Raw genomic sequence first — 25,652 nt, forward strand, 5'->3', positions numbered from 1 at the left:
ACTAATGAGTCTTTTGAGAGGGGCCCTGAAGGCCTTGGGTAAGTACGGCTATCTCTTAGCCATTGTTCTAATAACGGCCGGGGGCATCACAGCCCTGGTTACTGGCCAATGGCCCACGGCTTCCTTGCTATTCCTAGGGTTTGGGGCGATGATCCTCGGCGCTTGGCTGATGGCAAAAGTGAGTATCAATAATCCGGCCCTGGCCCGACGCTCCACTCAGGCTGGGACGAATGCCCTGTTGACGACAGCGGCTATTTTAATCCTGATCGGGGTGATTAATTTTCTGGCGTTTCGTTATCCGTTAAGTTTAGATCTGACCGAAAATCAACAATTTACCCTATCCAGCCAGAGCCAGACCCTGGTGAAAAGTTTAGAGAAGCCAGTTAAAGTTTGGGTCTTTGACAGTGATCCCTCTAGCAAAGATAAGGCCCTGCTCAAAAACTATCAGCGCTACAGCGGTCAAGTCAGCTTTGAATTTGTTGACCCCGACCAAAAGCCCAGGCTGGTGAAAAAATTCAACGTCAAGGCCCAGGGGGATGTCTTTGTTGAGTACGGTGACAAAAAACAATTAGTCCAGACCTTGATTAGTTTTAATCAACGGGAGCCCCTCTCAGAAATTAAGCTGACCAACGCCATTGCTAAAATTCGCCAAGCACGAACCTTCCAGGCCTATATCCTCCAGGGCCATGGGGAGGCCCCCTTGAACACCAGTAAAGAGGGCCTGTCGGAGGCCGTTGATAGTCTGAAAAATAAGGGCTTTGAGGTCAATCCCCTCAACTTAGGTGAACAAGGGGCGATCCCTCCCAAGAGCGACCTGCTCGTGTTGGCCGGGCCGCAACGCAAGCTTCTAGAGGCAGAGGTTAAACTACTCCAGGCCTATTCAGCCGAAGGCGGCAATCTATTGGTGATGGTGCCCCCGGAGGTCAATCCAGGCCTTGAGCCTTTCCTGGAATCCTGGGGCGTTAAGTTGGATGAGCGCACCGTAGTCGATCTCTCCGGATCTGGCCAATTGCTGGGTCTAGGCCCGACGGCCCCCTTGATTACGCACTACGGAGAACACCCCATTACCAAAGAGTTTCAGAACGGTATTTCTATTTTTCCCCTCTCTCGGCCTATTGCCACCACCAAAGTAGAAGGCGTCCGGGCCACGACCCTATTAGAAGCATCGGAAAATATGTTGGCCCAGCGGGAACTCACTGAAAACTTTACATACAACCCCAAGACGGATTTACGCGGCCCCTTTGATCTTGGGGTAGCCCTGGAACGGACGGCCCAAAAATCAACCCCATCCCCGAGTCCCGCTCTTTCTCCCAGTCCTTCTCCGGCTCCTAATCCTTCCCCAACCCCCTCAGCAACCAAGCCGGCTAGACTCGTGGTTATTGGCAATGCTCTCTTTGCCACTAATGAGTGGTTCAACGAACAATTGAATGGTGATGTTTTTCTCAATAGCGCCCAATGGCTAGTCAATCGAGAAGAGCAGGCGCTATCGATCCGGCCGAAGGAACCCACTAATCGACGCATCACCCTAACCCCTTTCCAAGCGAGCCTTTTAGGCTGGTTGTCTTGGGTGATCATTCCCCTCCTCGGTCTAGGCCTGGCGATTGGGGCCTGGTGGCGGCGACAGTAAGACCTCTCTAGGGAAGACAATCTTGTCCTACAATCACCTACAATCAAAGGGATACAAATCTTCATATTTGGTAGATAACCATGGCCGCTAATGTCGAGATCTACACCTGGAAATTTTGTCCTTTTTGTCTCCGGGCCAAGGCCCTGTTGAATAAAAAAGGCGTGGCCTTTACGGAATATGCCATTGATGGGGATAACCAGGCCCGGGCAGCCATGGCCGAGCGAGCCAATGGTCGCAAGAGTGTGCCTCAAATTTTCATTAATGACCAACATATTGGTGGCTGTGATGATATTCATGCTCTGGAGGCCCAGGGAAAATTAGATGCCTTGCTAGGGGCCTAAATCGAGGATCAATAATGAAACTTGCTTTTATTCTCGACCCCATTGCCCAGCTTGATCCTGGTCATGACAGCACAGTAGCCATCATGGAAGCGGCTCAAATCCTAGGCCACGAGGTTTGGGTCACGGAGATTCACCAGTTGAGTGTGGTGGATGGCCAGGCCTGGGCGAAATTAAGGCCCCTGGAACTAGTACCCGTCCAGTTGGATAGTCACAATTGGCGCTCAGTGCCGGAATGGTTCAGTCTGGGGGAAAGTGAATGGCTCAATCTGGAGACGATGGATGCGGTCTTTATGCGCAAAGACCCCCCCGTCACCGTGCCCTACCTCTACGCCACCTACATTTTGGAGTTGGTTAACCCTCAAAAAACCCTGGTGATGAATGCGCCCCAGGGCCTGCGGGAGGCCAATGAAAAAATGTACACCCTCCAGTTCTACGGGGTCATGCCGGAAACCCTGGTCAGTCAGGATAAGGCCCAGATTCGGGAATTCGTGGAAAAACACCAATCGGCGATACTAAAACCCTTGGGGGGCAAGGCCGGAGAGGGAATTCTCTTTCTGGAGCCGGGAGATCGTAACTTTAACTCCATCATTGAAGTCAGTACCCGCCAGGGCCAAGAGCCAGTGATGATCCAGCGGTTTCTACCAGAAGCTAAATTGGGGGATAAACGCATTATTGTTCTGGATGGCGTTCCCATCGGGGCCATTAATCGTGTCCCCACCGGCCAGGAATTTCGGGGCAATATGGCCGTCGGTGGGCGAGTCGAAAAAACCGAGATTACCCCTAGGGAGTTGGAAATTTGCGCCCAAGTCGGGCCCAAATTAAAGCAAGATGGCCTGTATTTTGTTGGTCTAGATGTGATTGGGGGCTATCTCACCGAAGTCAATGTCACCAGTCCGACGGGCATCCGAGAGGTGGATCGCTTGAATGATGTGCGTCTAGGCCAACAGGTGATTCGTTGGCTAGAAACCCAAAGGCGTTCGTAGGGACAGAATCGTTCGAGACGCAATTGCCACCATTATGAGTATTGGTTTTTCAGCATGGTTTGAATGACAGAACTCCACCTCAATCCCCAGGAATTAGAGCAGACTCTCCAGAGCTTTGGGGCCATGCAGGAAGAACTAAATTACCAACAGGCCCAAAAGAGCCTGCGGGATCTGGTGCGAAATCTGGAACTCCGGCCCCAGGAGCAACAGGGCCTGGAACAGGATTTAGCTCAATTGAGCAACCTACTGGAAAAACTAGAGCAAGCCGTGGTACAGATCGCCGCCTTTGGTATGGTGGGCCGGGGCAAGTCTTCGGTACTCAATGCCTTGATGGGTCGGCCCGTGTTTGCAGCAGGGCCGGTGCATGGCGTCACCCAAAGCCCCCAGACCGTTCATTGGCCGCTCTCCGCCGGGTGTCAAGAAGCGACCTTAGCGGCCTGGGGCAACGCCCAGATCCAACTGATTGATACCCCTGGCATCGATGAAGTGAACGGAGAAGCCCGCGAGGCCATCGCTCGGGCCGTGGCGGAACAAACAGACTTGATTCTCTTTGTGGTGTCGGGGGATATTAGCCAAGTGGAATACCAGGCCCTGTCCCAGTTGCGCGAGATTGGTAAGCCAATGCTCCTGGTGTTTAATAAAATTGACCAATACCCGGCGGCCGACCGCCAGTTAATCTACGAAACTATTCGGGATCAACGGGTCAGGGAGTTATTGTCACCAGAAGAGATTGTCATGGTGGCAGCCCATCCCCTACAAACGGAGGCGATCCAGACGAGTACAGGACAATGGCAACGTCGCCAATGCCGGGGGCCTGCCCAGGTGGTTGATCTCCGCTTAAAAATCCTAGAAATCCTAGAACGGGAAGGGAAATCCCTGGTGGCCCTCAATGCCCTACTGGGGGCCGACCAGATTAATACCAAGGTCATTCAACAAAAGATGCGTCTGCGGGAAACGCTGGCCAATCAAATTATCCACCGAGCAGTGGTGACCAAGGCCGTGGCCCTGGCTTTAAATCCCGTGACGGCCCTGGATCTATTTAGCGGGGCCGTGATTGATGTAGCCATGATTCTGGCCCTGTCCCGGCTTTACCAAATCCCCATGACCCAACGGGCCGCTGTGGCCCTGCTTCAAAAAATTGGGGTCAGTATGGGGGGGGTCAGTGCTAGCGAGGTTTTGGCTAATCTCGGTCTAAGTTCTCTGAAAGGATTATTAGGCTTGACCGTACCTGTAACCGCCGGTGTGACCCTTGGCCCCTATTTAGCCATCGCCGTCAGTCAAGCCAGCGTGGCTGGGGTAGCCAGCTATGCCATTGGCCAAGTGACCAAAACCTATCTCGCCAATGGAGCAGCCTGGGGGCCAGAAGGGCCCAAAACCACTGTCACTCAAATTTTGGCTTCCCTAGACGAAGCCTCTGTCCTAAGACGACTCCGAGGAGAATTGCGTATGAAGATTCGCCTTGCGTTGACGCCGCAGACTGGCTCGCCAGGATTCCCGCAAAAAGTGGGTTAGATCGGCTTGGCTCAGGGGACGACTAAAGAGATAGCCCTGGCCATACTCACATTTCAAGGCCCGTAGGATACTTTTTTGGGCGTTCGTTTCAATCCCCTCGGCTACCACATCCATTTTGAGGGTATGGGCTAGCTCAATAATGGTTTTAATAATGGCTCGTTTTTCAGGATTGGTATCAACTTCTTCTACAAAGGAACGGTCGATCTTAAGGGTATTAAAAGGAAATTGATTCAAATAGCTTAGAGAAGAATAACCCGTACCAAAATCATCAATGCTGATTTGAATTTGTCGCGATTTTAACTCTCTAATAATTTTGGCTGAGCTATCGACACTATCTAAAATAGCCGATTCGGTAATTTCTAATTTTAAACAGCGATAGGGAAGGCCTGTTTTAGTAATAATGCTATCAATCCGGTTTACCAAATCCGGTTGGGCAAATTGTTTCGGGGATAAATTAATACCCATGGTCATATTTTCATCCACAAGTCCCACTTTTTTCCAGTCCTGCATTTGTTGGCAGGCCGTTTCTAAAATCCAGAGACCGAGGGGTAAAATCAATCCAGTATCTTCGGCAATGGGAATAAACTCGGCTGGAGAAATCATACCCCGGCTGGGATGCTGCCAGCGCACCAACGCCTCAAAACCACGTATGGTTCTTGTGTTTAAATCAATAATAGGTTGATAATACAAACAAAGGCTAGGACAGCGGATGGCCTGACGCAGATCGCTTTCAATCATCAGTAGGGCCTGGGCCTCTTCGTACATTTGCTTGTCAAAAATTTGATAGCAACCCCGGCCCCGGCGCTTAGCTCGATACATGGCAATATCGGCATCCCGCAAAATGCTCTCTGCATTGCTGTGATAGGTATTAAAACAAATACCAATACTAAAATTAATAAAAATTTTATGGTTATTGATAATAAAGGGCTGGAGCATCGATTGGGCCACTTGCTCTGCCAACTGAGTTGCGACTTGAGGATTCGGTAAATCTTCAATCAAGAGAGTAAATTCATCGCCCCCAATTCGAGCTAACAACACTTCCGTCGGCAGACTTTGTTCTAAACGACGGGCAACAGCAATGAGCAGTTGATCTCCCAACAAATGCCCCAAGGAATCATTAACGACTTTAAAACGATCCCCATCTAAAAAAAGCACAGCGAAGCTATACTCAGGGTCTTTCTGATAACGGAGGATGGCTTTTTCTAAGGCCTGCAGGAAAAAAACTCGATTAGGCAACCGAGTCAGGGAGTCATGGAAGGCCAAGAAGCGTAATTCATTCTGGGCCAGGGCCAATGCTTGAGTTCGTTCCAGAATCCCCTGTTCTAGAACTTGGTTCATCTGTTTAATTTGACGTTTGGCGGCCTGGAGTTGGAGATGATTATCAACCCGAGCAATCACCTCTTCCAGATGAAACGGCTTGGTGATGTAATCAACACCGCCGAGGGAAAAGGCTTTAACCTTATCCAAAACATCACCCAGGGCGCTAATAAAAATGACGGGAATATCCTGGGTACGGGGGTCGGCTTTGAGGTGCTGACAAACTTCATAGCCATCCATTTCTGGCATGAAAATATCCAAGAGAATAAGATCAGGCAAGACAGTCCGAATAGCCCGTAATCCACTACTACTCTTCGTTGAACCACGAACTTTGTAGCCCTGCTCAGTTAATACATTCGCCAATAGGGTTAGGTTTTCTGGGGTATCGTCAATGACAACGATGTCAGCTTTGGGGGCGAGCATTGAAAAACCAGAAACAGGATAATCAATACTGACCTATTTTACGGGGATTGACTGGGTTTTGCCGGTAGCAGGGCCAACATTCTAGGAAGTACTTTTTTTCCGGCTAGTTTTGGCTTTAGTCGTATTTTTCGTTGTACTTTTACTGCTGCGCTTGGCTTTCGTGGATGGCGCTGACTCCGCTGCAGAGTTATCTTCAGGCCCTGGCTCACTAGTGTTTTCTGGGGGAGATACGTCAAGATTGGCCGCGGTGCCAACAACGTCAGATGGTTCAGAATTGGGGTCAGTGACGAGCTCAACAGCTTCGGCTTCTATTGGGGTCGTCGCAGGGGCAACCTCTTCCAATGCTTCGGTGGGGGCGACGGGGGCCTCCAAGGAAAGGGCACTGGTTTCCAGTTCTTCAACGGATGGAAGTGCAGTGGTTTCTGTGGGGGTGACGACATCCTCCAACAGGCCAGGGGCTACTTCACTGGTAGGAGATAAGTCCTCTGGAGGAAAGGGGTTCGTTTCGGAATCAATGCTTTCGGCGGTTTCTGACTTAGTGGCAGGTTTGGGCTTAGGGGTTTTCCCCGTACCGGCCGGTGGGGCGAGGGGGGGTTTCTTAACGCGCTTGGGGGTCTGCTCGATGGGGTCGGTGATCTGAGCCACAAACCCAAAACAACCCCGCTGGGGAATCAGACGAGCAATAATTTGATAAAACTTGGGCCGTTCTTCAGAATCTTTGCGGAAACGATAGGGGGTCTGATCCGCCCAAATTAGAGGCAGATGCTGATTGGTCGGTCGATTTTCGTAGTTCTTGAGCTCGTTACGATAGATGCTAAAAACCGGCCGCCGACATTGGGGAATAAATTGCCAAACCCCTCTCAGGACAAAAATGCCGGGTTCTCCTTTTTCTGTTTGTTCACTGCCCATCCAAACCGCTTTAAAGCTGAGGCCTTCTCCCTTCGATTGGGGATAGCATTTCAGCCAGACCATTTGCTCTAGGAGCTTATTAGCTACGGCGATCACCCGTCGAGGTAGATAGAGGGGAAAGGTTACGTCCCGGATTTGTACGCCAAAACGCTCTTCTTCATCCTTAACCAATTTGCCCCTCAACCAACCAATCGCTTGATAATAATTCTGGGGACTGGTATCCAGTTTGGTTCCACCAAGGGCGGCTTCCGCTTGACTACTTTCAGCTTTAAGGGCCTCTGTTGGGGGAGATTCGGGGGCCGGTTGCGGCGGTTTGGGGGGCGTAGGTTGCATGATAAAAATTATTGACCAACTAAAAGTTAAGTATGCTGGACAAGCTTTCCTTAGGCAAGGGGTCAGCTAGGGGGCAAAGGCCTCTACGATTGTCTCGGGCAACCCAGGCCCTCTGCCCAACTCAACCTCCTCCCCTCCCAGTAAGTCAGGGGGGTGGATCATGCTAGAGGCCAGCCAACGGCTACTGTATAAAGTCGGGGGTAGCCTGGCCCATAACCATCCCACCTACGTGGAACGGGCCGCTGACCAAGAACTCCTACAGGCCCTGCTGAACGGTCGATTCTGTTATGTTTTCAACTGCCGCCAGATGGGCAAGTCTAGCCTGCGGGTTAGAACCATGCACAACCTCCAGCAGCAGGGTTTTGTCTGTGTTTCCATCGATATTACGAGCCTGGGCAATGAAGCGGATCCGCACAAATGGTACAACGGCCTAATTACTCAGTTATTCTTGGGCCTGGCCCTGGCGGGCAAGCTCAATCTCAAGGCCTGGCTCAAGGAGCGAGACCACCTGTCGCCGGTTCAGAAGGTAGGGGAGTTTTTAGATACGGTAGTGTTGCCTCAGTTTACCCAGACCCGTGTTTTCATTTTTATTGATGAAATTGATAAGGTACTGAGTCTGCCCTTTTCCCTGGATGATTTTTTTTCCTTTATTCGTTTTTGCTATAACCAACGGGCCGAGCATCCCGAGTATGACCGTCTTTGCTTTGCCTTGTTTGGCGTGGCGACTCCCTCAGATCTGATCCAGGATAAAACCCAAACCCCTTTTAACATCGGCCAAGCCGTTGCCCTCAATGGTTTTAGCCCTGCAGAAATTCAGCCCTTGGCCCAGGGGTTAGCCCCCCTCGCCGCCAATCCATCCCAGGTGTTGCAAGCCATTCTGGCCTGGACGGGAGGCCAACCGTTTTTAACCCAAAAAATTTGTAGTCTGTTGTTGACCCAGGAATCAACAATTCCCGTTGGGCAAGAAATCGAGCGCGTCGAGCAGGTCATCCAGTCCCAAATTCTAGAGCATTGGGAATCCCAGGATGAACCAGTCCATTTGAGAACGATCCGTGACCGTCTGCTCAGGACTCCCGCCCACAGCGGCAAACTGTTGGGCCTCTATCAAGAGATTTTACGCCAGGGGAGTATTACGGCGGATGATAGCCCGGAACAAACGGAACTCCGCCTAACGGGCCTGGTGGTTAAGGTCAATAGTCATCTCCAGGTCTATAACCGCATTTACCAATCTGTTTTTAACCCCGCTTGGGTGAGTCAGGAACTGGCCAAGCTCCGGCCCTATTCCGAATCTTTTTTGGCCTGGGTAGCTACCGATGGTCAGGATACCTCTCGTCTCCTGCGGGGCCAAGCCTTGCAAGCGGCCCTGGCCTGGGCCAATCACCATAGCCTGAGTCCCCTCGATTACCAGTACCTTAATGCCAGTCAGACCCTAGAACGGCAGGAATCGGAACGGGCCAATCAAATTCTCCAGGCCGCCAACCGTAAGGCCCAACGGATGATTTGGATCGGCCTAGCCATACTCGTGACTTCTTTGCTGGGGTCTGTTTTTGCCCTGCGCCAAGCCCAAATAGCTTCGGCCAAACAGCAGACGGCCCAGGCCGGGACGAAGCTCCAGCGCCTGGGGGATAGTGCCAATCGTCAGTTTGATTTTGAGCAAATCCATGGTCTCGTCTCGGCCCTCCAGGCTGGTCAAAGCCTTTATGCCTTAGTTAAGCCCCAGGATCAATTGCCCGACTATCCGGCCACCAGCCCCCTCCTGGCCCTCCAGCGCATTTTGAGTCGTATCCAGGAGAAAAATCAACTCCAGGGCCACCAGGAAGGCGTGACCAGCGTTAGCTTTCGGCCCGATGGACAAGTCCTGGCCTCCGCCAGCCGCGACTACAGTATTCGCCTCTGGAATCTCCGTGGCCAACTCCTGCGCTCCTTGCCCGGCCACCAGGGGGCCGTTTACCGAGTAGCCTTTAGCCCTGATGGTCAACGTTTGGCTTCCGCGTCCCAAGACGGCACGGTTAAGCTCTGGACGGCCCAGGGCCAACTCCTCAAGACCTTGCGTGGCCACCAAGGCTCAGTCTATGGCGTCCGTTTTAGCCCGGATGGTCAATACTTAGTCTCTGTGGGTCGAGACCGCACGGCCCGACTGTGGCGGCGCAATGGCGAATTAGTCCGGGTTTTCCAAGGCCATGGTAAGTCCGTGGATGATGTGCAATTTAGCCCTGATGGACAATCCTTTATAACGGTTTGTCGAGATGGCCATATTCGTCGTTGGTCGCTCCAGGGACAGCTCCTGCGTCAATTTGGCCTCAAAGACCTGGCTTTTTTTAGCCTAGACATTAGTCCTGATGGCCAAACGATTGTCGCGGCCGCGGAGGATGGCACCCTACGGCTCTGGAGTTTAGATGGTCGGTTATTAGCTACCTGGCGGGGACACCAAGAGCTAGTGACGCAAGTGCAGTTTAGCGCTGATGGTCAACGACTGTTTTCCGCCTCTAGCGATGGCACTGTGCTGGTCTGGGATCGCCAGGGTAATATCCTCAACACCCTAAGGGGCCATACTGAATCAGTATCCGGTCTGGCCCTGGCCCCTCAAGGCTCTTGGCTAGCAACCGCCTCGGAGGATGCCACCATTAAATTGTGGAATTTAGAGCACGCACCGGAATTAACTAAACCGTTCCTGCCAGGCCGGCTGACGGGAGTGGCCCTGTATCCTGGTGGCAATCAATTGGCCCTGGCCTGGGATTCCCAACCCCTACAGATATTGGATTTACAGGGCCATTTGCTCCAGACCTTTCCCCCAGAAACCGCTGGCCTAAGTCATCTGACCTTGAGTCAGGATGGCCAATGGCTCGTGGGCAATGCCGGGGGCGGCACCCTACAGGTCTGGGATCGCCAGGGACGATTACTCAAGACCCTCCAGGCAGACATGGGACGCATCTATGACCTCAGTCTGAGTGCTGACCAACGCTACCTAGCCGTAGCGACTCGGGCCGGCAAAGTCTGGCTCTGGGATTTACAGCAGGCCCAGGCAACGCCCTGGAAAGTATTGGCGGTGAGTAGTGACCGTCTCCGGAGTCTGGCCTTTAATCCCCGTACTGGCAAGCTATTGGTTGCCAGTGACAATGGCCAGCTCAGCCTCTGGAATTTAGACGGCCGTTTAGTAAAACGCTGGCAGGGCCATCGTGAGTTGATCTATGAAGTCCGTTGGCAGGCCGATGGTCAAAGCTTCCTCACCGCCTCACGGGATGGCGACGCAAAACGCTGGTCTAGCAACGGTCAACTGTTACAAACCCTCCACAGTGATCCCTTACCGATACAACACCTGGGTCTGAGCAACGATGGCCAATGGATCGCCACAGCCTCTAGTGATGGTATGGTCCGGCTCTGGGATCGCCAAGGCCAACTACGGGGGGAATGGCAGGGCCAAGGCCTAGGGCTCCAGGGCCTTACCTTTAGCTCGGATAGTCGTTTCTTGCTGAGCGTTGGCCCGACAGGTCATTTGACTCGCTGGCCCGTGACATTGGAGTACGAACGGCTAGGGAATTTATTGCGCCAGGGCTGTCAGTGGTTAGGGAATTATCTGGAAACGCATCCCCAGCAACGTCAACAACTCCCCCAATGTTAAGGGGGCAACCAATGCCGCTAGAATGCTCTAGGTTATTTACTTGTCACCCTTTGGAGAAAATTCGTGGATTTAGCACGCATCCCCGCCCAACCCAAGCCCGGTCTGATTAACGTCCTCGTGGAAATTCCCGCCGGTAGCAAAAATAAATACGAATTTGACAAAGACCTCAATGCTTTTGCGCTAGACCGCGTTCTGTACGCATCGGTTCACTACCCCTACGATTACGGTTTTATCCCCAACACTCTGGCTGATGATGGCGACCCCCTCGATGGTATGGTGCTAATGGATCAGCCCACCTTTCCTGGCTGTGTAATTGCCGCCCGTCCCATTGGCATGTTGGAAATGATTGACGGTGGCGACCGGGACGAAAAGATCCTCTGTGTGCCCGATAAAGACCCCCGCTACAGCTACGTCAAATCCCTTAACGATATTGCGGGCCATCGCCTCGACGAGATTGCCGAGTTTTTCCGTACCTACAAAAATCTGGAAAAGAAAGTCACAGAAATTCTGGGCTGGAAAGATGTGGATGCGGTTCTGCCTCTAGTGGAACAGTGCATTAAAGCCGGTCAAAAATAGGCCTGCCCTCGTTGATCAGTCCCCCAACTTGGGGGACTTTGGGGGAAAACTCTCTATTCAGCAATGCCTCGTTGGCTTCCTACGGTGCAATATTTTAATGCTCATTTAATTGGTTATACCGGCCTGTACCAAGTTCAGATTGAGCAGGGGGCTATAGCCAACCTTATTCCCCAGGCAGATTGGCTTAGTACAGAGTTAGGCTTGGATCTAGCGGGGGATTGGTTATCCCTGGGGGGGGTTGACCTCCAGATCAACGGGGCCTTGGGCCTGGCGTTTCCTGAACTGACGCTTGCCGATTTACCCCGATTACAAAAAATCTGTGAGTTTCTCTGGAGTGAGGGCATTGACGCCTTTTTACCAACCCTAGTCACTACCGCCACAGAAAATATTCACCGGGCCCTGGCCGTAATTAAAACTTTTCTGCAACAACCCCAGGCCTCGAACCAGGCCAAAATTTGGGGAGTTCACCTAGAGGGGCCCTTTCTCAATCCCGAAAAACGCGGGGCCCATCCCCAGGAATTTCTGCAACCCTTGACCCTAGACACGCTCCAGCAAGTACTAGGAGATTACGCCGATCTGGTGACTGTGATGACCCTGGCCCCGGAATTGGAACCGACAGGCCAGGCCCTGGCCTACCTCCAGGCCCTAGGCATTCACGTGAGTCTCGGCCATTCCCAAGCGACCGCTGAACAAGCGAGTCAGGCCTTTGCTTCGGGGGCCCATCTCGTGACCCACGCCTTTAATGCCATGCCGAGTCTGCTCCACCGCCAACCGGGACTCCTGGGAGCGGCCCTGTTTGAACCTGGGATAGCCTGTGGCCTGATTGCCGATGGCCAGCATGTTGCGCCCCTGATGCTTCATCTCCTTCTGCAACGGCCCGATGTGCTCGACAAGCTTTTTTTAGTCAGTGACGCCCTGGCCCCCTTGGGACTCGCCGATGGGATTTATCCCTGGGATGAGCGAGAAATTGTCGTCTGCCAAGGAACGGCTCGCCTCCGAGACGGCACGCTATCCGGTACTACCCTGCCGCTGCTGAGGGGAGTACAAAACCTCTGGGACTGGCGTCTCTGTCCTCCTGAAATTGCCATTGCCCTAGCTACGGAATCTCCCCGTCGGGCCATCAACCGGCCAGGCTTGGGAGTCGGCAGTCCCGCCACTTTGTTACGGTGGCACTGGCAAGAAAACCCACGCAAGTTAGGCTGGCAGCGTCTCACCGATGGCCTCCGGGTTTGAATCCTCTGGGGTTAAGTTCTTCTCGGAAAAATCACTAATGCCGCCACCGAAATCAGGCCAGCTACGCTTAGGGAGAGGCCAGTGTAGGGGATGAGACAACCAGCAATGGGAATAATCAATCCCCCCAACGTGACCATTAAGGTACTGCCAACTCTTTGATACCGCTTCCCCATTAACCAAGCAAACCCCACAACAGGAAAGATTAAGCCACCCCACACGGCCCGGGCATCGGCCAGACGGCTGAGGTAGGTCAAACAAAGAAGGATCGCAAAGAAAAAAGCTGAACTGACGAGGGTATCCCTCAATTCCCAGGGCCCACTGAAGTAAAGTAGGGCCCACCACCATAGAAAAATCGCCGGGGCCAGGAGGAGTAAACGGGGCAAAATACCGGTTTTTTGAACGTTGTGGGTAGTCGTGAAAACCCCAAAGGGATTTTGGACAGAGACATTATCCGTAAAGGCCCAGGTAAAGCGCGTCCCCATCCCTTCTGCTGTGGTTTCTGAAGGTACAATCCCACTGGCAAAATCGGCATTGGGAAAATTAGCCAGAATACTGAGACGAAATTGTGACAAAGGGCCTTGAGGACTGCTATAAACCCAACGGGAAGCACTCTGGGCCTGGTAACTCACCTGGAAAGTGGCTGATTCGTCGGCATTAAGGGCCAACGGAAAATGATATTCTCCTTGGTTTTCCGGCTGGAGTGGCCGGCCCTGTTGCTCAATGCGGTAGTCTTGCAAAAGCGTGTAGCCAGACGGCGGAGGTACCTCAAACACAAAGTCCTGGCGACGCTCAAGGCTATTGGTGACTCGGTATTCTGCTTTCAAGGCCGATTGATAAATAAAGCGGGGGCTAGCCGGGTCGAAAACCTGATTAATTTTGACCTCAATCTGAGCAGAACTTGGCGACAAGAAACGATTGACTTGTTGGAGCCGTTCCACCTCGGTGGCCTTGCCGTCTATATAGACAAAGGTACTGTAGGGTTCTTCAATAACATACCGAAGTCGGGGAGCCACCTGCTCTAAGCGTTCTCCTGTCACCGTAGTGGCTGTTTGCTGGATTTGTTGTTGTTCCCAGTGATGGTAGCGATTAGCGAGGGTAGAACAAAGCAGGAAGCCAAAACTCACAATGGCGAGTAACACCAATCCATGACCCACCTGATGCCATATTTTGCTGTAGTTGACCAGCAGGGCCGTTAACCCGTCTGCTCTATTTTCTTCTGAATGATGACGCTGGGAAAAATTCAGCCAGCCTAAAACCACCCCTAGGCCAAGCAAGAACAAGAGCAACCATTGACTGATCTGCCAGGCCTGTTGCCCAAACTGTAACAATTCCTGGGGATGGGTCAGGTCGGGGAGGGTAAAAGTACTGGGAGCGGACTCCATAGGGGGTCTCCAATGCCATCTTTACTTGGTGATGTCCTTTAAATTCTGAGCCACTGGGCCAGGGCACCGGGTAGGGGCAAAAGAATGCTCACCAAGATGGTCATAGCCAAGATCCCCAGCAAGTCACGGCGATTATCCAGCTCCGTCACATCATTCAGGGCCGGTTGATCCCCTACGGGCATCAGGAGCAAAATAATGGCCCAGAGGAAAAAGTCGTGGCGCAGAAAAGCCAGTACCAGCATCACGATGCGCGTTAATTGCCCAACCACGATCGCCGCCCGTTGGCCGAGCATGGCATGAATAATATGGCCCCCATCCAGTTGACCGAAGGGCATCAGATTCAGGGCCGTCACAATCAGGCCCAGATAACCGGCAATGGCTAGGGGATGAAGGGCCAGGCCCTGTTCAGGGCCAAAGCTCGCTCCCAGGGCCAACTTACTGACTACCCCCATCAGCACGGAGAAACGGGGATCCAGCGAGGAAAAGGTCAACAGGTTACTCTTCTCTGTGAGGGGAACCACCTGGGATTGACTTAACCCCCACCAAAGGAGGGGCAGGGCCACCACTAATCCCCCCAAGGGCCCCGCCAGGGCCACATCAAACAGGGCTCGCCGATGGGGCACCGGGGATTTCATTTGGATAAAGGCCCCGAAAGTGCCGAGAAAAAAGGGCACGGGAATAAAGTAGGGTAGGGTACTGCGAATACCGTAGGCCCGGGCCGTCAGATAATGGCTCAATTCGTGACACCCTAAAATGAGGATAATACCCACACTGTAGGGAAGGCCTTGCCACAGGGCCTCGGGATTGGATTGTAGGGCCTTATCGGTAACGCCGGACATGCCTGCACCAACGACTAGGGTGGTAAAGCTGGTAATTAAGAGCAGGGCCAGGGCCAACCAAGGACGGGTTAGGCGGTCGGTCTCCGGTTGGGTCGGGGTCTCGGTTTTAGGATTGGGAACCAGGGCAAAGAAGGGTTGGCCCTGCAAGCTTTCCTGAAATAACACCAGAAAGCGGTCGCCAAAGGCCCGTTCTACATTCTCTTTAATGCGCTGATAGGCCATTTCTGGGGCCGCCTGGAGTTTGCCACGACAGAGGATGGCTTGGGGCCGATAATCCAATTGTTGGAGGTAATAGACTCCCCAGGGAAAGCAATCTCGCAGGGATTTTTCCTCATGGGCATCAATGGGACGGGGGCCGCCAGTCGGGGAATTAGCAGTGGACAGGGGGGCTAAATCAGCTTGCTCAGACCCGCTTTCCGTCGAAGAAGTAATACGGCCCCTCTGCACCAACCACCAGTACAGCCAAGGACAGACTAAAAAAGGCCCCAATAGCAAAATCAAGGGCATGGGTTCCTTTTCGCCGTAGATCGCCGCCCACAGCGTCCAGAGAAAAGCCGGCAACATCAGCACGGACCACAGTAGCCAAATCGGAGTACGGGTTATCTTTGCCGCATTATTTTGCACAATCAGATACGTGATAATGCCCAGCAGAAATAGAAATAGCCACATGGTCAAAAACTCAATGGAAGACAGGCCAGTTTCCTGGTTGCAACGGGAAGTAGGGGAGATAAGTCCCATCGTAATTTCCAGTGTAGGACATCTCCCTGTAAGCTTTTTGTGAGTAATATCCTGTCCACGCTGTCCCTCTTTGCCATTTTGAATTCTTCAGCCAAGCTTCCTCGTCTCATTTTGCCCCCCGTCTATCGATTTGCCCCGAACCGCGATATTTTGGGGGGAACTGCCTACTTGATCCTACATCCTGCTGGCAATCTCCTGGTGGATTGTCCCCATTGGGACGAGGTTACCCAACACTTTTTAAACCAGCAGGGCGGAGTCCGTTGGTTGTTTCTGACCCATCGTGGCGGTATTAGCAAAGACATCGGAGCCATGCAAAAAACGCTCCAGTGTGAGCTGGTGATTCAAGAACAAGAGGCCTATCTTCTGCCAGGCTTACCTGTCACCAATTTCCATCAGACCTGGGAACTGCTGCCCGATCTGCGTGCGTTTTGGACTTCCGGCCACTCACCGGGATCGGCTTGCCTCTACGACCGTCGCCAGGGGGGAATTTTATTTACTGGTCGGCATCTGCTTCCCGATGCCCAGGGCCAGCCCCGGCCCCTGCGTTTAGCGAAAACCTTTCATTGGCCCAGACAAGTCGCCCAGGTGCATCGCTTGCTAGAGCAGTTTAGCCCCGACACCCTGGAACATATCTGTCCAGGGGCCAATTCGGGCTTTTTGCGGGGACGGAATACCATCGCTAATGCTTACCAGTCCCTAGTCGATAGTAATGCTCTGGGGGCGTTGACTGGAGAAGGATGACGAACTTCCCGAGGAAGCGTTGCCCTGTTTCTCGAGCCAACTTTTCAAGGGGTCATCGGAGGGTTTGAGGCGCAAAAGGCCAGAGACAAACCCGCCACTAAAGGCAATGGGTTGCTGGAGTAATTCCTTGGCAAGGGGTTGCAATTCATCCAAAAACATGGAAAATTCCTCTGGACATGGGAGGTTAAGCAGGTCGTTTTTTAAGTTAACGCATTCTGGGGCGTCAGGCCTTGAATGGCCGCTAGACTGAGGTTGTTGAGACAATACCAGTGGTAGGTGAACAGATCCGGCGTTGATGTGCCGAGGGAGGCAAGGGCCGGTGCAGCGGGAAAGGGCCAGAGACGGTCAAAGATAATCTCCTGGTTCAGCAGACTAAATTGCAGGAGATACACCGATGGCGGCGCGGCCAAATCTTCCAGCAGATGCTGGCCCAGGTGCTGGAGTTGCTGATACTGGGATGTGGTCAGAGAAAGGGGTTGCTGGTAGGCGTTGGGCATCATGCCTTCACCGATAATGGCCCCGTAGAGGGCCCCCTGGGCCGTCCAAATAATCGGTAGCCAACAATCCCCTAGCCCTTGGGGGTCAGCGTTAACCGGGATGTGGAGGTGTTGATGCACCCATTGGCGACGGCCCTGGATATCTTGACAGGCCTGGTACATGGCCTGGGCTGGAAAGGTTAACCATTGGGGCAGTTGAATGGTGAGGGGACAGTAGATACGACCGGCAAGATTGGTGTGGCGTTGGGCCCCTTCCGACCAGAGGGAGGCGGCGGCAATCGTTTCAATAATAGTATGGGGAGAATGGGCCATAATGGCCTGCTTCAAAGCTGAGACCATTCGTTCCGTGACGGGGGAAGCGGCAATTAAGCGTCCCTCCTGCTTCATCTTGGCATTGACAATAATAGTGACCCGCCCATTGCGGTTTGGTGCTTTCAGTTCTAGATGTGCCACAGTTTTCTAACCTACCGTTGATTCGCGTCCCCACAGGCGTGTCTGCCGGCTTGCCCCGCTTCTATTATTTTCCCCCAATTCAGCGATGCACAGGCAGAGTAAAGTGAAAACAACTCCCCTGATTAGGAACACTGTTGACCCAAATTTGGCCGTAATGAGCCTGGATAATCTTACGACAGAGAGATAATCCCAAGCCGTAGCCCTCCTTTTCTTGATCCCGCTGGAGCCGAAAATGGCCCTCAAAAATAGACTCTTGTTTTGAATCGGGAATACCTGGCCCGGTATCCGCGAGACTAATTTGTATCTTTTGAGTAGTACGATGCAGGGCCGAAAGGGTAATGCTTCCCTGGTGGGGCGTGTACTTAATTGCATTGTCGAGCAAGTTAACAATCACTTGGCGAATTAATTCTTCATCCGCAAATACCAGGGGCAGGTCTTGGGGAATATCGCAGTGAAACGTCAACATCTTTTCCTGGAATTGTTCCTGGTAAAGTTCCAAAATTTCGTGCAGGAGGGATTGCAGGCAGAGGGGGCGACAATTAACCTGAAACTGGGCGTTCATGTTGCGCGAGGCCTGCAGAATGTCGGTAATGAGACGATTCATGACCTGAAACTGCTTGCGGGCCTGGTAGAATAACTGCTCGCGTAGGTGGGGAGTTTTGGCGTGCTCCGGTTTACTTTGCAATAGCTCCAGGGTTTCTACTGCAATGGAGGCGGCGGTGAGGGGACTACGGAGGTCGTGGGCCAGCATCGCCAAAATTTGATCTTTAAACCGGAGTTGTTCGAGCAGGGCCTCTTGATCCTGTTTGAGCTTAAAAATTTCATCGGTCATTTTCATCAGTTCCCCAGAATACCCCACGGCGGAGATTTCTCGGGGACAACTGGGAGCCTGCTCTGTTGTGGGCTCTTGGGGGTCAGATGAGCTTGAAAACTGCTGTAATTTAAGTAATTCCTGCTCCCAGCGGGGCCACCATTTTTGCAGTTGATGGACAATATTACTGCCCGCCAGCACTTGACGGGGTTCCGGGAGAAACTTGACTAATGAAGGTGTGGCAACTAAACGAAAATGCTCCACCAAGTGGGGGTGCTGACTAATTTCTAGAACCTGGAGATCAAAGCTTTGGTGGCACGCTAAATTTTCTAAGTACGCTCGGATGTCCTGCACATTATCCTGGGAGTTGGGGCGCTCATCAATAAACAGCAAGAACTGCAACGAGACAGGTGGTGAAGAGCCTTGTCCAGAGGAAGTTGACATGCGACGATGGCTGGCGAGGAAGGGGTGGGCAGGCAATGCGAAGCCTCTCCTTACTACTCTAGACCATGGGGGTACGGAAACTTTGGCGCAACGAAGACAACTTTCGGCTAATCAATACGGTGAATTTTTAAAAAATTAGTGCCTCGGGGTTGCTTGGTGGGAATCCCGGCCATGATTAAAATTTGGTCGCCTGGCTTCACCATCTGACGTTCTCGCAGATTACGTTCTGCCTGGGCGATCAGGTCTTCAAAGCTATCAAACTCCTCATGAATCAACAAGGGAATCACCCCCCACACCAGATTAAGGGCATGGTAAACTCGTTCGCTAGGGGTAAAGGCCACCACGGGAACGGAAGGCCGCTGATTGGAGGCTAAGAGAGAGGTGTGGCCACTGGTGGTAAAGGTGACGATCAGCCGCAGGTCTAAAATTTCATCAATGACGACCAATGCTTCACTGAGGGCGTGGGTCTGGGTATTGGCTGCTGGGGGGGCATTCTCAAACTTTAAATCCCGCTCGGTTTCTTCGGCAATGCGTCGCAGCATAGCCACGGATCGGGCCGGATAGGCCCCGACGGCGGATTCCCCGGAGAGCATGACGGCATCGGTGCCGTCCAGAATGGCGTTGGCTACATCACTGGCTTCGGCCCGGGTCGGCCGCGGATTATGGATCATGCTATCCAGCATTTGGGTCGCTGTAATCACCGGAATACTTTTGAGGTTGCAGGCCCGAATAATTTGTTTTTGCAGACGGGGCACCTGTTCCGGCTTCATCTCGACCCCCAGGTCACCCCGCGCTACCATCAGGCCCTCCACCACGGCCACAATTTCATCTAAATGATTGATGGCTTGGGGTTTTTCAATTTTGGCAATGACCGGCAGGTCAGGATAGTTGCGTTCTGCCAGAAAGCGTTTTAAGGCCAGAATGTCATCGGCCTTGCGAACAAAACTGAGGGAAACCCAGTCAATGCCCTGGCCTAGGCCAAACTCCAGATCCTGTTGATCCTTGGGAGTCATCGACGGCAATTTCAGATCCAGGCCGGGAATATTCACCCCTTTGCGACTTTTGAGCAGGCCACCGGTGACCACTTCGCAGACGACGGCGGGGTCTTGTAGGGCCACCACGCGCAATTCCATTAACCCATCATCGAGCAGAATGCGTTCCCCCAGGCTGGCCTCCTCCGCCAAATAGGGATAGTCCAGGCCAACGGCATCGGGAAAGTCGGCCCAGCGGGCTAAGGGAACCAGGGTCAGGGAGTCACCCTCCTTGAGGGCCAGTCCTTCTCCTGGCAGTTGCCCGACCCGGATTTTAGGCCCCTGCAAGTCCTGGAGCAGGGTGATGGGACTATCTAATTCCGCTTCTACCGAGCGGAGGAGTTGCACAATCCGGGCGTGGTCGTCGTAACTCCCGTGGGAAAAATTGAGACGGGCCACGTTCATGCCGGCATTGACCATCTCCCGCAGGGTTTCGACGGAACTACTGGCAGGGCCAATGGTGGCCACAATTTTTGTCCGATGGGTCAGGGGTTTCATGGGTCAGACTCTTCTAACGCGACGTGGCCCCTTTAGTCTAGGGCCAGTTTGGCGAGATAGAGGTCAAGAAGATATCAAGAAGTGACTAACAAATGAGACAGACTCACCCCCAACGCTTTAGGCTTTGGTAAATCCCAGGCCGTTTTCTTCACCGTAGCGTTCCATAAACCGCACAAACCGATCCCACTCAGTTTGGGAGTTCAAAATCAGGGTTGCTTCAATGGAAGTCGGGCGGCCGTTGACAAATTTTCCTTTAACTTCTCGGGTGACAATTTCTCCTTCCTCATCCACCAGGTACATCCCAGTAATCTCATCACTGCTTTCCTTATTCAGGATGGTGGGCGCATCGAAGTAGAATCGCGCCGTTCCGCTGACTCCCGTTTTGGAACGGGTGACCCGCACATCGGGAATCACCGTTTCCTTGACACCCCGAGAGAATTGAATTTCGGCCATGCTTGTTATCCTTAAAAGTTATAAACCGTAGTTTTTTATCATCTCACAAATTCTCAAGACCCGAAAAGCACACTCTCCATGGCACTGCTAGAGGCTCAAATCCACGACGTCATCAAACAATGGCTCAGGCAAGCCACGTCCCCTCCCTGGCCCCATGCCCTGACCCTCGGTCGTTTGATTTCTCGGGCCCTCCGCCTTAAACGCTCAGCGCTACTCCAAACCGGCAGTTTACCCCACCGTTATAGTTGCAGTTATCTCCTACCTTGTTTGCTCAATCCTGAAGCCATTCATCTCGTCGTTACGCCGGCCCGTCGAGAGCTGCTACAAACCAAAGAACTGCCGCAACTCCAGGCCTGGTTAGCGGAGCACACCTCTTTTTCTTCCCCCTATCATTTGCCCACCCTGCTCACGCCTGCTGAATGGTTCGCCCAGGCGGCCCAGTGGACGGGCCAGAATAATCAATTAACCTTGATTGAACAGGCCGATGACCTTGAAGATTGGGCCAGAGACTATTTCACTGTCGAGATACGACCGGAGGATTGGCAGAAATGGCAAGGCCAATTCCCCCACCTGGAGAGTGCGCTAATAACCTGCTATGAAGCTCTTAAACAATCCCTGCTGGCGCGGCCCGACAATCCCCATAACTGTTATTTTCTAACCCCAGAAGATCTAGCCTGCCTCCGTCAGAGTCTAGCACTCCTTTTGTCCCAACCTGTCTCCCTACCAAAAGTCCAGGCCTTAGCCCCGTTTTGGCAGGAAAATCCAGAGCAATCTTTGTTGTGGGCCAGCCTCGACCGTTCCCAGGGCCAGGTCACTTTGCACCTCAGCCCCCTGGAATTGGCGTCCTATCTCCGCCCCTACTGGCCGCCCCGCCAGGCCCCCTTGATTCTACTGGGGAGTTTCCTGGATCCTGAGCGTTCCGCCACAACCTACCGTCAGACCCTCGGCCTCCCCGACCTCCTCTGCCTGAAATTTTCACCCCAGCGTCAAACCGAATCGATCCGCGTTTATCTGCCCGACGCTTTGCCTCTGCCCAATACACCAGAATTTCAACCCAGGGTGTTTGGCCAAATCCAGGACCTACTCCACCAGGCTGCACCCTCCCAACCAACGGTAATTTTGTTAGATGATGTCCCCCTTAAGGCCCAACTAGCCAGTCAGTTAGCAGCGGAGTTTGGCTCTCGGGTGAAGGTTGAGAACTTCCCCTTCCCAGCCAACGGTATTTTGATCAGTAGTTGGTCGGCTTGGCTAGTCGCCCAAGACCAACGTCAGCCCCAGCTATTGATTTTGGCGACCCTCCCCCTGCCGTCCCCCGAGCATCCTCTCGTGGCCCATCGCATTAGCTACTGTAAGCGTCATCACCAAGATTGGTTTCGGGGCTATCTTCTCCCGACGGCCCTGCGGGCTTTACAACAAGCGGTCTTACCCTTGCGAGAGGGGCAGGGAACCCTGGCAATTTTGGATCATCGGGTTAATTCCCGGAGCTATGGCCGGGAAATTCTGAGGGCCTTAGAACCCTATGGCCGCTGTAGTTATCTCGATCCAACGGATTTAGGAGAATTCCCCTCGTTGGGTTAGGCTCTAAAGTCGAAGTCGGAACCTTGGTCAGAGGCATTGATTGGGCCGTCATACGGGCGTTTTCCCACTGCGGCCCTAGGATCGAGAGGGCCAGACTGAGGAGTATGAGTTCTAGGCGTGTTGACCAATGGCTCATTGGTGTAGCCTCCAAAATACTGGCAAGGATGTCTCCCAGTAAATCAGAGGCATTTAGTAATTAGGGGGCAGAACGGGCCAGTTTTGAGATTGCCCCGCTAACCCCCATGGCCACGAGGATCGGCCACCGGACTGGGACGAAAGCCCGCTTCTAGGGCCGAGACTTGACCCGTTGCCCGGGCGTAGGGCAATGCCAGGCCCTGTAATAGGGCCGCTAGATTAGCCTCTAGGATCGTGCGGGGTTGCTCACCAATCGCCTGAGCAATGGCCTCCCCGGCTTCATTTAAAAACACAAAATGGGGAATACCATCGACCCGATAGCGCAAAACTTCGGGCAACCATTTGCTGTTGTCTACATTCAGCATGGCGAAGTTCACCTGGTCAGCATATTTTCGTTTAATTACGGCTAAGTCCTTGGCCATGGTCTGACAGCTAGTACACCAGTCTGCATAAAATTCCGTCAGCGTCGGTTTACCATTACTTAACGCAACCTCTAGGGGAATGGCCTGCTGGGACTGTGCCTCTAGGGAGGTGGCACTGCCCTGGGTTTGAAAACCGAAATAGATAGCGCCACTCAAGATAACTGCCATCAGGGCCAGCACTAGGTTTCTAACTCGATTCATAAACACTCCTTAGACTTTGGTTCTATCCGTCAAAATTTCATAGCCCGTCGCCGTTACCAAAACCGTATGTTCAAACTGAGCCGACAGGGCATTATCTACAGTTACCACCGTCCAACGGTCTCGCAGGGTACGGGTGTAGCGGGAACCTGCATTAATAATCGGTTCAATGGCCAGGGTCATGCCCGCCTTAAGTTGTACATTGGGTAAATCCCGAGTGCGGACATTGAAAACGTGGGGGTCTTCATGGAGATTACGCCCGACCCCATGGCCGGTAAATTCCTCTACCACGCTATAGCCGTGCTTTTTCACATAGTCTTCGATGGCTCCGGCCAGGGCCATCAAATCTTTACCTGCTTTCACCTGTTGAATTCCTTCAAACAGGGCTTCCTCTGCCACTCGGATTAAGCGTTCGGCCTTGGCGGAGACCTTACCCACGGGAATGGTAATACAGGAGTCGCCATGATAACCCTGGAAACAGGCCCCAGTATCTACTTTTAGAACATCCCCCGCCCGGATTTTTTTGCGGTGACTGGGAATGCCATGAACCACCTCTGCGTTAATACAGGTGCAGATGGAACCAGGAAAACCATGATACCCCTTAAAACTTGGCGTTGCTCCCATTTCCCGGATCCGCCTCTCGGCGTAAACATCCAAGTCTCCCGTGCTCATGCCCGGCTCGACCATGGCCTCAATTTCCTTCAGGACGGTGGCAACAATGGCCGCAGATCGACGCATAATCGCAATCTCCTCCGCTGACTTGATCACCACTCCCCGACGGCTTTTGTTCCGTTGGGAGGGTTTAGGACTGGGGGCTGTCCTTGGAGAAACCGGGGGGGCAAACAACTGAGAGAGAATATTCATGGAGCAAAGGTACTGGTTCTGGGCAACACCCTTTGAGATCAAGCAGACAGTAGTGTTGATTGTACCAAACTCATCCTTAAAACGGGCTTTAGGCCCCCAAGGCTATCGTCAAGGGGAAAACCATTACGGCATGTAACGATTCGTCCCACAGCCTAACGGCTTGAGTTTTTTATTGTTACATTTTAAATAATCTTTTCTTAACTTCTAGTTAATCTTGCAGGGGCCGGGATGAACCGCCGTAGTTTGGCCTTGCTGGTCATTAGCGTTGTGCTAATGGTTGATACATCCAGTGCGTCAGCAACCCGTTGGGGGGTGGGAGAAAGTCCGTCCGACGGTGCCGGTGCAACGGAACATCGTTGCGTTGCGGTTTTAGAGGTTCAGGCAGGAGAGGCCCAGGAGCGTCGTTTTAGTCCTCCTAACCTTGATCTGAAATTGGCGGCCTTGGCCCTGGGAGAGTCGGAAGAGGGCCTGAACGGAGTACCGTTATACGTTGAAACGCTGATTTATAACGAAGGCCGGGTGGAGGTGATTCGTTCCTGGCTTCATCATCACGTTTGTCAGTAGGACTGGAAAATAATCCAGCCCTGAGCTGAGTGCGAGAGAAAATTCGGTATTTAAACCCCGCCTAAGTTGAAGCCCGGAGTTTTTCTTCTTTGGGGTCGAGGTGGGATTTGACCCACAAGCAATCAGCGAGGGCAATTGAGTTGGCGTTAATACGGGACTTGAAACGTTCGGCCTGAGCGATTAAGTCGGCCTTGTGGTTATAGCAAAAGCAAAACCTTTGCAATAAATTAAACACATCTTGGTATTAGTCCCCTGGAGTTATAAGGTTCGGAGATCGCCCCCTAGGCCAAGGGGAAGCAGTCTGGAAAAAGGTGCCAAAATTAAAGAATACGTTTTCTATTCAAACGCCTAGCGTATTGGAGACTGTTTTTATGAGTAATACCAGTAACTTCCGGCAGGCCATGCGGGAAGCCCAAACCCAGTCCCTGGTGGGCCCTAATGTGATTTCCAATGCCCTCCCCTTCCTGGGCGGTGGCCTGGTTTTGACCGCTGTTGGCACTTACGGTGGCCTGGGAATGCTGGCCAGTAACCCCGGTCTGTTCATGATGACCTTTTGGGGGGCTCTAATCGGGAATTTCATCCTTTTCTTTGTTGCCCGCAACGTTGCGGAGAACGGCAATAATAGCGTGGCTTTACCGCTCCTCGCCGTTTACAGCCTACTATCTGGCTATACCTTGAGCGGAATTGTTGCCGTAGCCCTGGGGACTTCTGGGGTCGGCATTCAAGGTATTGGCATTGCGGCCCTTGCCTGTGGGGTTACTTTTGTGGTGGCCCGGAGTGTCGGCTCTAATTTAGGCGATAAAGATGGCCTGGCCCTGGCCCAAACGGTTCAGTTGGGGATTATTGCCCTACTGGTGGTTTTGGTTCTGCAAATTGTCTTGCAATTCTTTGGGGTCTATACGCCTAGCTGGCTAGAAATCGGTATTTCTGGTGTGGGCGTATTCCTGTTTGCGGGGGCTTCGGTGGTGGATTTTTATATTCTGCCCCGTACCTACAATGACCGCCAATATTTACCGGCGGCCCTGTCCATGTACCTGACCTATATCAACCTCTTCATTTTCATTCTGCGCCTACTGATTGCTCTTAACGGCCGCGACTAGGGCCTTTGAGGAGATTACTTACCTAGCATTG

22 protein-coding genes are annotated in these 25,652 nt (G+C 52.7%); 11 read left to right on the forward strand and 11 right to left on the reverse strand.

Annotated features, from left to right (window positions below; all coding sequences use genetic code 11):
- The first annotated feature begins 4 nt into the window (after positions 1-4).
- The 4 genes from ABXS88_RS03235 (at position 5) to ABXS88_RS03250 (ending at position 4,463) form a co-directional block, all read left to right on the forward strand.
- Entirely contained in the window at positions 5-1,627 is a 1,623-nt protein-coding gene (locus tag ABXS88_RS03235) for a Gldg family protein (protein WP_353673756.1), read from the forward strand.
- Positions 1,628-1,707: 80 nt separating this feature from the next.
- A complete protein-coding gene (gene grxC / locus ABXS88_RS03240) occupies positions 1,708-1,968 on the forward strand; it encodes a glutaredoxin 3 (protein ID WP_353673757.1) in 261 nt (86 codons plus the stop codon).
- 14 nt (positions 1,969-1,982) lie between these two features.
- Positions 1,983-2,951, forward strand: coding sequence for a glutathione synthase (gshB, locus tag ABXS88_RS03245; protein WP_353673758.1), 969 nt, complete (start codon positions 1,983-1,985; stop codon positions 2,949-2,951).
- Positions 2,952-3,014: 63 nt separating this feature from the next.
- A complete protein-coding gene (locus ABXS88_RS03250) occupies positions 3,015-4,463 on the forward strand; it encodes a GTP-binding protein (protein WP_353673759.1) in 1,449 nt (482 codons plus the stop codon).
- Here the strand turns inward: ABXS88_RS03250 and ABXS88_RS03255 are convergent.
- Both ABXS88_RS03255 and ABXS88_RS03260 read right to left on the reverse strand, forming a co-directional pair.
- Complete coding sequence (locus tag ABXS88_RS03255) at positions 4,371-6,203, reverse strand: EAL domain-containing protein (RefSeq protein ID WP_353673760.1); 1,833 nt, start codon at positions 6,201-6,203, stop codon at positions 4,371-4,373. The genes ABXS88_RS03250 and ABXS88_RS03255 overlap by 93 nt on opposite strands.
- 81 nt (positions 6,204-6,284) lie before the next feature.
- The gene (locus tag ABXS88_RS03260; protein WP_353673761.1) at positions 6,285-7,445 is read right to left on the reverse strand and encodes a hypothetical protein; all 1,161 of its coding nucleotides are present in this window, start codon (positions 7,443-7,445) and stop codon (positions 6,285-6,287) included.
- Between the two features lie 160 nt (positions 7,446-7,605).
- Between ABXS88_RS03260 and ABXS88_RS03265 the strand changes: the two genes are divergently transcribed.
- The 3 genes from ABXS88_RS03265 (at position 7,606) to nagA (ending at position 12,873) form a co-directional block, all read left to right on the forward strand.
- Positions 7,606-11,064, forward strand: a complete 3,459-nt coding sequence (locus ABXS88_RS03265; RefSeq protein ID WP_353673762.1) for an AAA-like domain-containing protein — start codon at positions 7,606-7,608, stop codon at positions 11,062-11,064.
- Between the two features lie 63 nt (positions 11,065-11,127).
- Complete coding sequence (locus ABXS88_RS03270; RefSeq protein WP_353673763.1) at positions 11,128-11,640, forward strand: inorganic diphosphatase; 513 nt, start codon at positions 11,128-11,130, stop codon at positions 11,638-11,640.
- A 63-nt stretch (positions 11,641-11,703) separates the two neighbouring features.
- The gene (gene nagA, locus ABXS88_RS03275; protein ID WP_353673764.1) at positions 11,704-12,873 is read left to right on the forward strand and encodes an N-acetylglucosamine-6-phosphate deacetylase; all 1,170 of its coding nucleotides are present in this window, start codon (positions 11,704-11,706) and stop codon (positions 12,871-12,873) included.
- A gap of 11 nt (positions 12,874-12,884) precedes the next feature.
- Here the strand turns inward: nagA and ABXS88_RS03280 are convergent, their stop codons facing one another.
- Both ABXS88_RS03280 and ABXS88_RS03285 read right to left on the reverse strand, forming a co-directional pair.
- Positions 12,885-14,255 (reverse strand): hypothetical protein, encoded by a 1,371-nt coding sequence (locus ABXS88_RS03280; RefSeq protein ID WP_353673765.1) that lies wholly within the window; start codon positions 14,253-14,255, stop codon positions 12,885-12,887.
- Positions 14,256-14,293: 38 nt separating this feature from the next.
- Entirely contained in the window at positions 14,294-15,832 is a 1,539-nt protein-coding gene (locus ABXS88_RS03285) for a site-2 protease family protein (RefSeq protein WP_353673766.1), read from the reverse strand.
- Between the two features lie 39 nt (positions 15,833-15,871).
- On the opposite strand from ABXS88_RS03285, the gene ABXS88_RS03290 reads away from it, so the two are divergent.
- On the forward strand, positions 15,872-16,573 hold the full coding sequence (locus ABXS88_RS03290) for an MBL fold metallo-hydrolase (protein ID WP_353673767.1): 702 nt from the start codon (positions 15,872-15,874) through the stop codon (positions 16,571-16,573).
- Here ABXS88_RS03290 and ABXS88_RS03295 read toward each other — a convergent pair.
- From ABXS88_RS03295 to psb28, 5 genes are all read right to left on the reverse strand, one after another.
- Positions 16,529-16,732 (reverse strand): hypothetical protein, encoded by a 204-nt coding sequence (locus ABXS88_RS03295; RefSeq protein WP_353673768.1) that lies wholly within the window; start codon positions 16,730-16,732, stop codon positions 16,529-16,531. The two genes, ABXS88_RS03290 and ABXS88_RS03295, sit on opposite strands and share 45 nt — an antisense overlap.
- A 41-nt stretch (positions 16,733-16,773) precedes the next feature.
- Positions 16,774-17,523 carry a hypothetical protein gene (locus tag ABXS88_RS03300; protein WP_353673769.1) on the reverse strand — a complete coding sequence of 250 codons (750 nt, stop codon included), beginning with the start codon at positions 17,521-17,523 and terminating at the stop codon, positions 16,774-16,776.
- A gap of 79 nt (positions 17,524-17,602) precedes the next feature.
- On the reverse strand, positions 17,603-18,778 hold the full coding sequence (locus ABXS88_RS03305; RefSeq protein ID WP_353673770.1) for a histidine kinase: 1,176 nt from the start codon (positions 18,776-18,778) through the stop codon (positions 17,603-17,605).
- A 107-nt stretch (positions 18,779-18,885) separates the two neighbouring features.
- Entirely contained in the window at positions 18,886-20,307 is a 1,422-nt protein-coding gene (gene pyk, locus ABXS88_RS03310; RefSeq protein WP_353673771.1) for a pyruvate kinase, read from the reverse strand.
- A 117-nt stretch (positions 20,308-20,424) separates the two neighbouring features.
- Entirely contained in the window at positions 20,425-20,760 is a 336-nt protein-coding gene (gene psb28, locus ABXS88_RS03315) for a photosystem II reaction center protein Psb28 (protein ID WP_353673772.1), read from the reverse strand.
- Between the two features lie 78 nt (positions 20,761-20,838).
- Here psb28 and ABXS88_RS03320 point away from each other — a divergent pair, with 78 nt between their 5' ends.
- Positions 20,839-22,338, forward strand: coding sequence for a helicase C-terminal domain-containing protein (locus tag ABXS88_RS03320; RefSeq protein ID WP_353673773.1), 1,500 nt, complete (start codon positions 20,839-20,841; stop codon positions 22,336-22,338).
- Positions 22,339-22,571: 233 nt separating this feature from the next.
- Here the strand turns inward: ABXS88_RS03320 and ABXS88_RS03325 are convergent, their stop codons facing one another.
- Complete coding sequence (locus ABXS88_RS03325; protein ID WP_353673774.1) at positions 22,572-23,102, reverse strand: thioredoxin family protein; 531 nt, start codon at positions 23,100-23,102, stop codon at positions 22,572-22,574.
- Positions 23,103-23,105: 3 nt separating this feature from the next.
- The gene (gene map, locus ABXS88_RS03330) at positions 23,106-23,957 is read right to left on the reverse strand and encodes a type I methionyl aminopeptidase (protein WP_353673775.1); all 852 of its coding nucleotides are present in this window, start codon (positions 23,955-23,957) and stop codon (positions 23,106-23,108) included.
- Between the two features lie 228 nt (positions 23,958-24,185).
- Here map and ABXS88_RS03335 point away from each other — a divergent pair, with 228 nt between their 5' ends.
- On the forward strand, positions 24,186-24,521 hold the full coding sequence (locus ABXS88_RS03335) for a hypothetical protein (RefSeq protein WP_353673776.1): 336 nt from the start codon (positions 24,186-24,188) through the stop codon (positions 24,519-24,521).
- A gap of 371 nt (positions 24,522-24,892) precedes the next feature.
- Positions 24,893-25,621 carry a Bax inhibitor-1 family protein gene (locus ABXS88_RS03340; RefSeq protein ID WP_353673777.1) on the forward strand — a complete coding sequence of 243 codons (729 nt, stop codon included), beginning with the start codon at positions 24,893-24,895 and terminating at the stop codon, positions 25,619-25,621.
- Positions 25,622-25,652 lie beyond the last annotated feature (31 nt).

The organism is Synechocystis sp. LKSZ1 (assembly GCF_040436315.1).
In the GTDB taxonomy this organism is placed as follows: domain Bacteria; phylum Cyanobacteriota; class Cyanobacteriia; order Cyanobacteriales; family Microcystaceae; genus Synechocystis.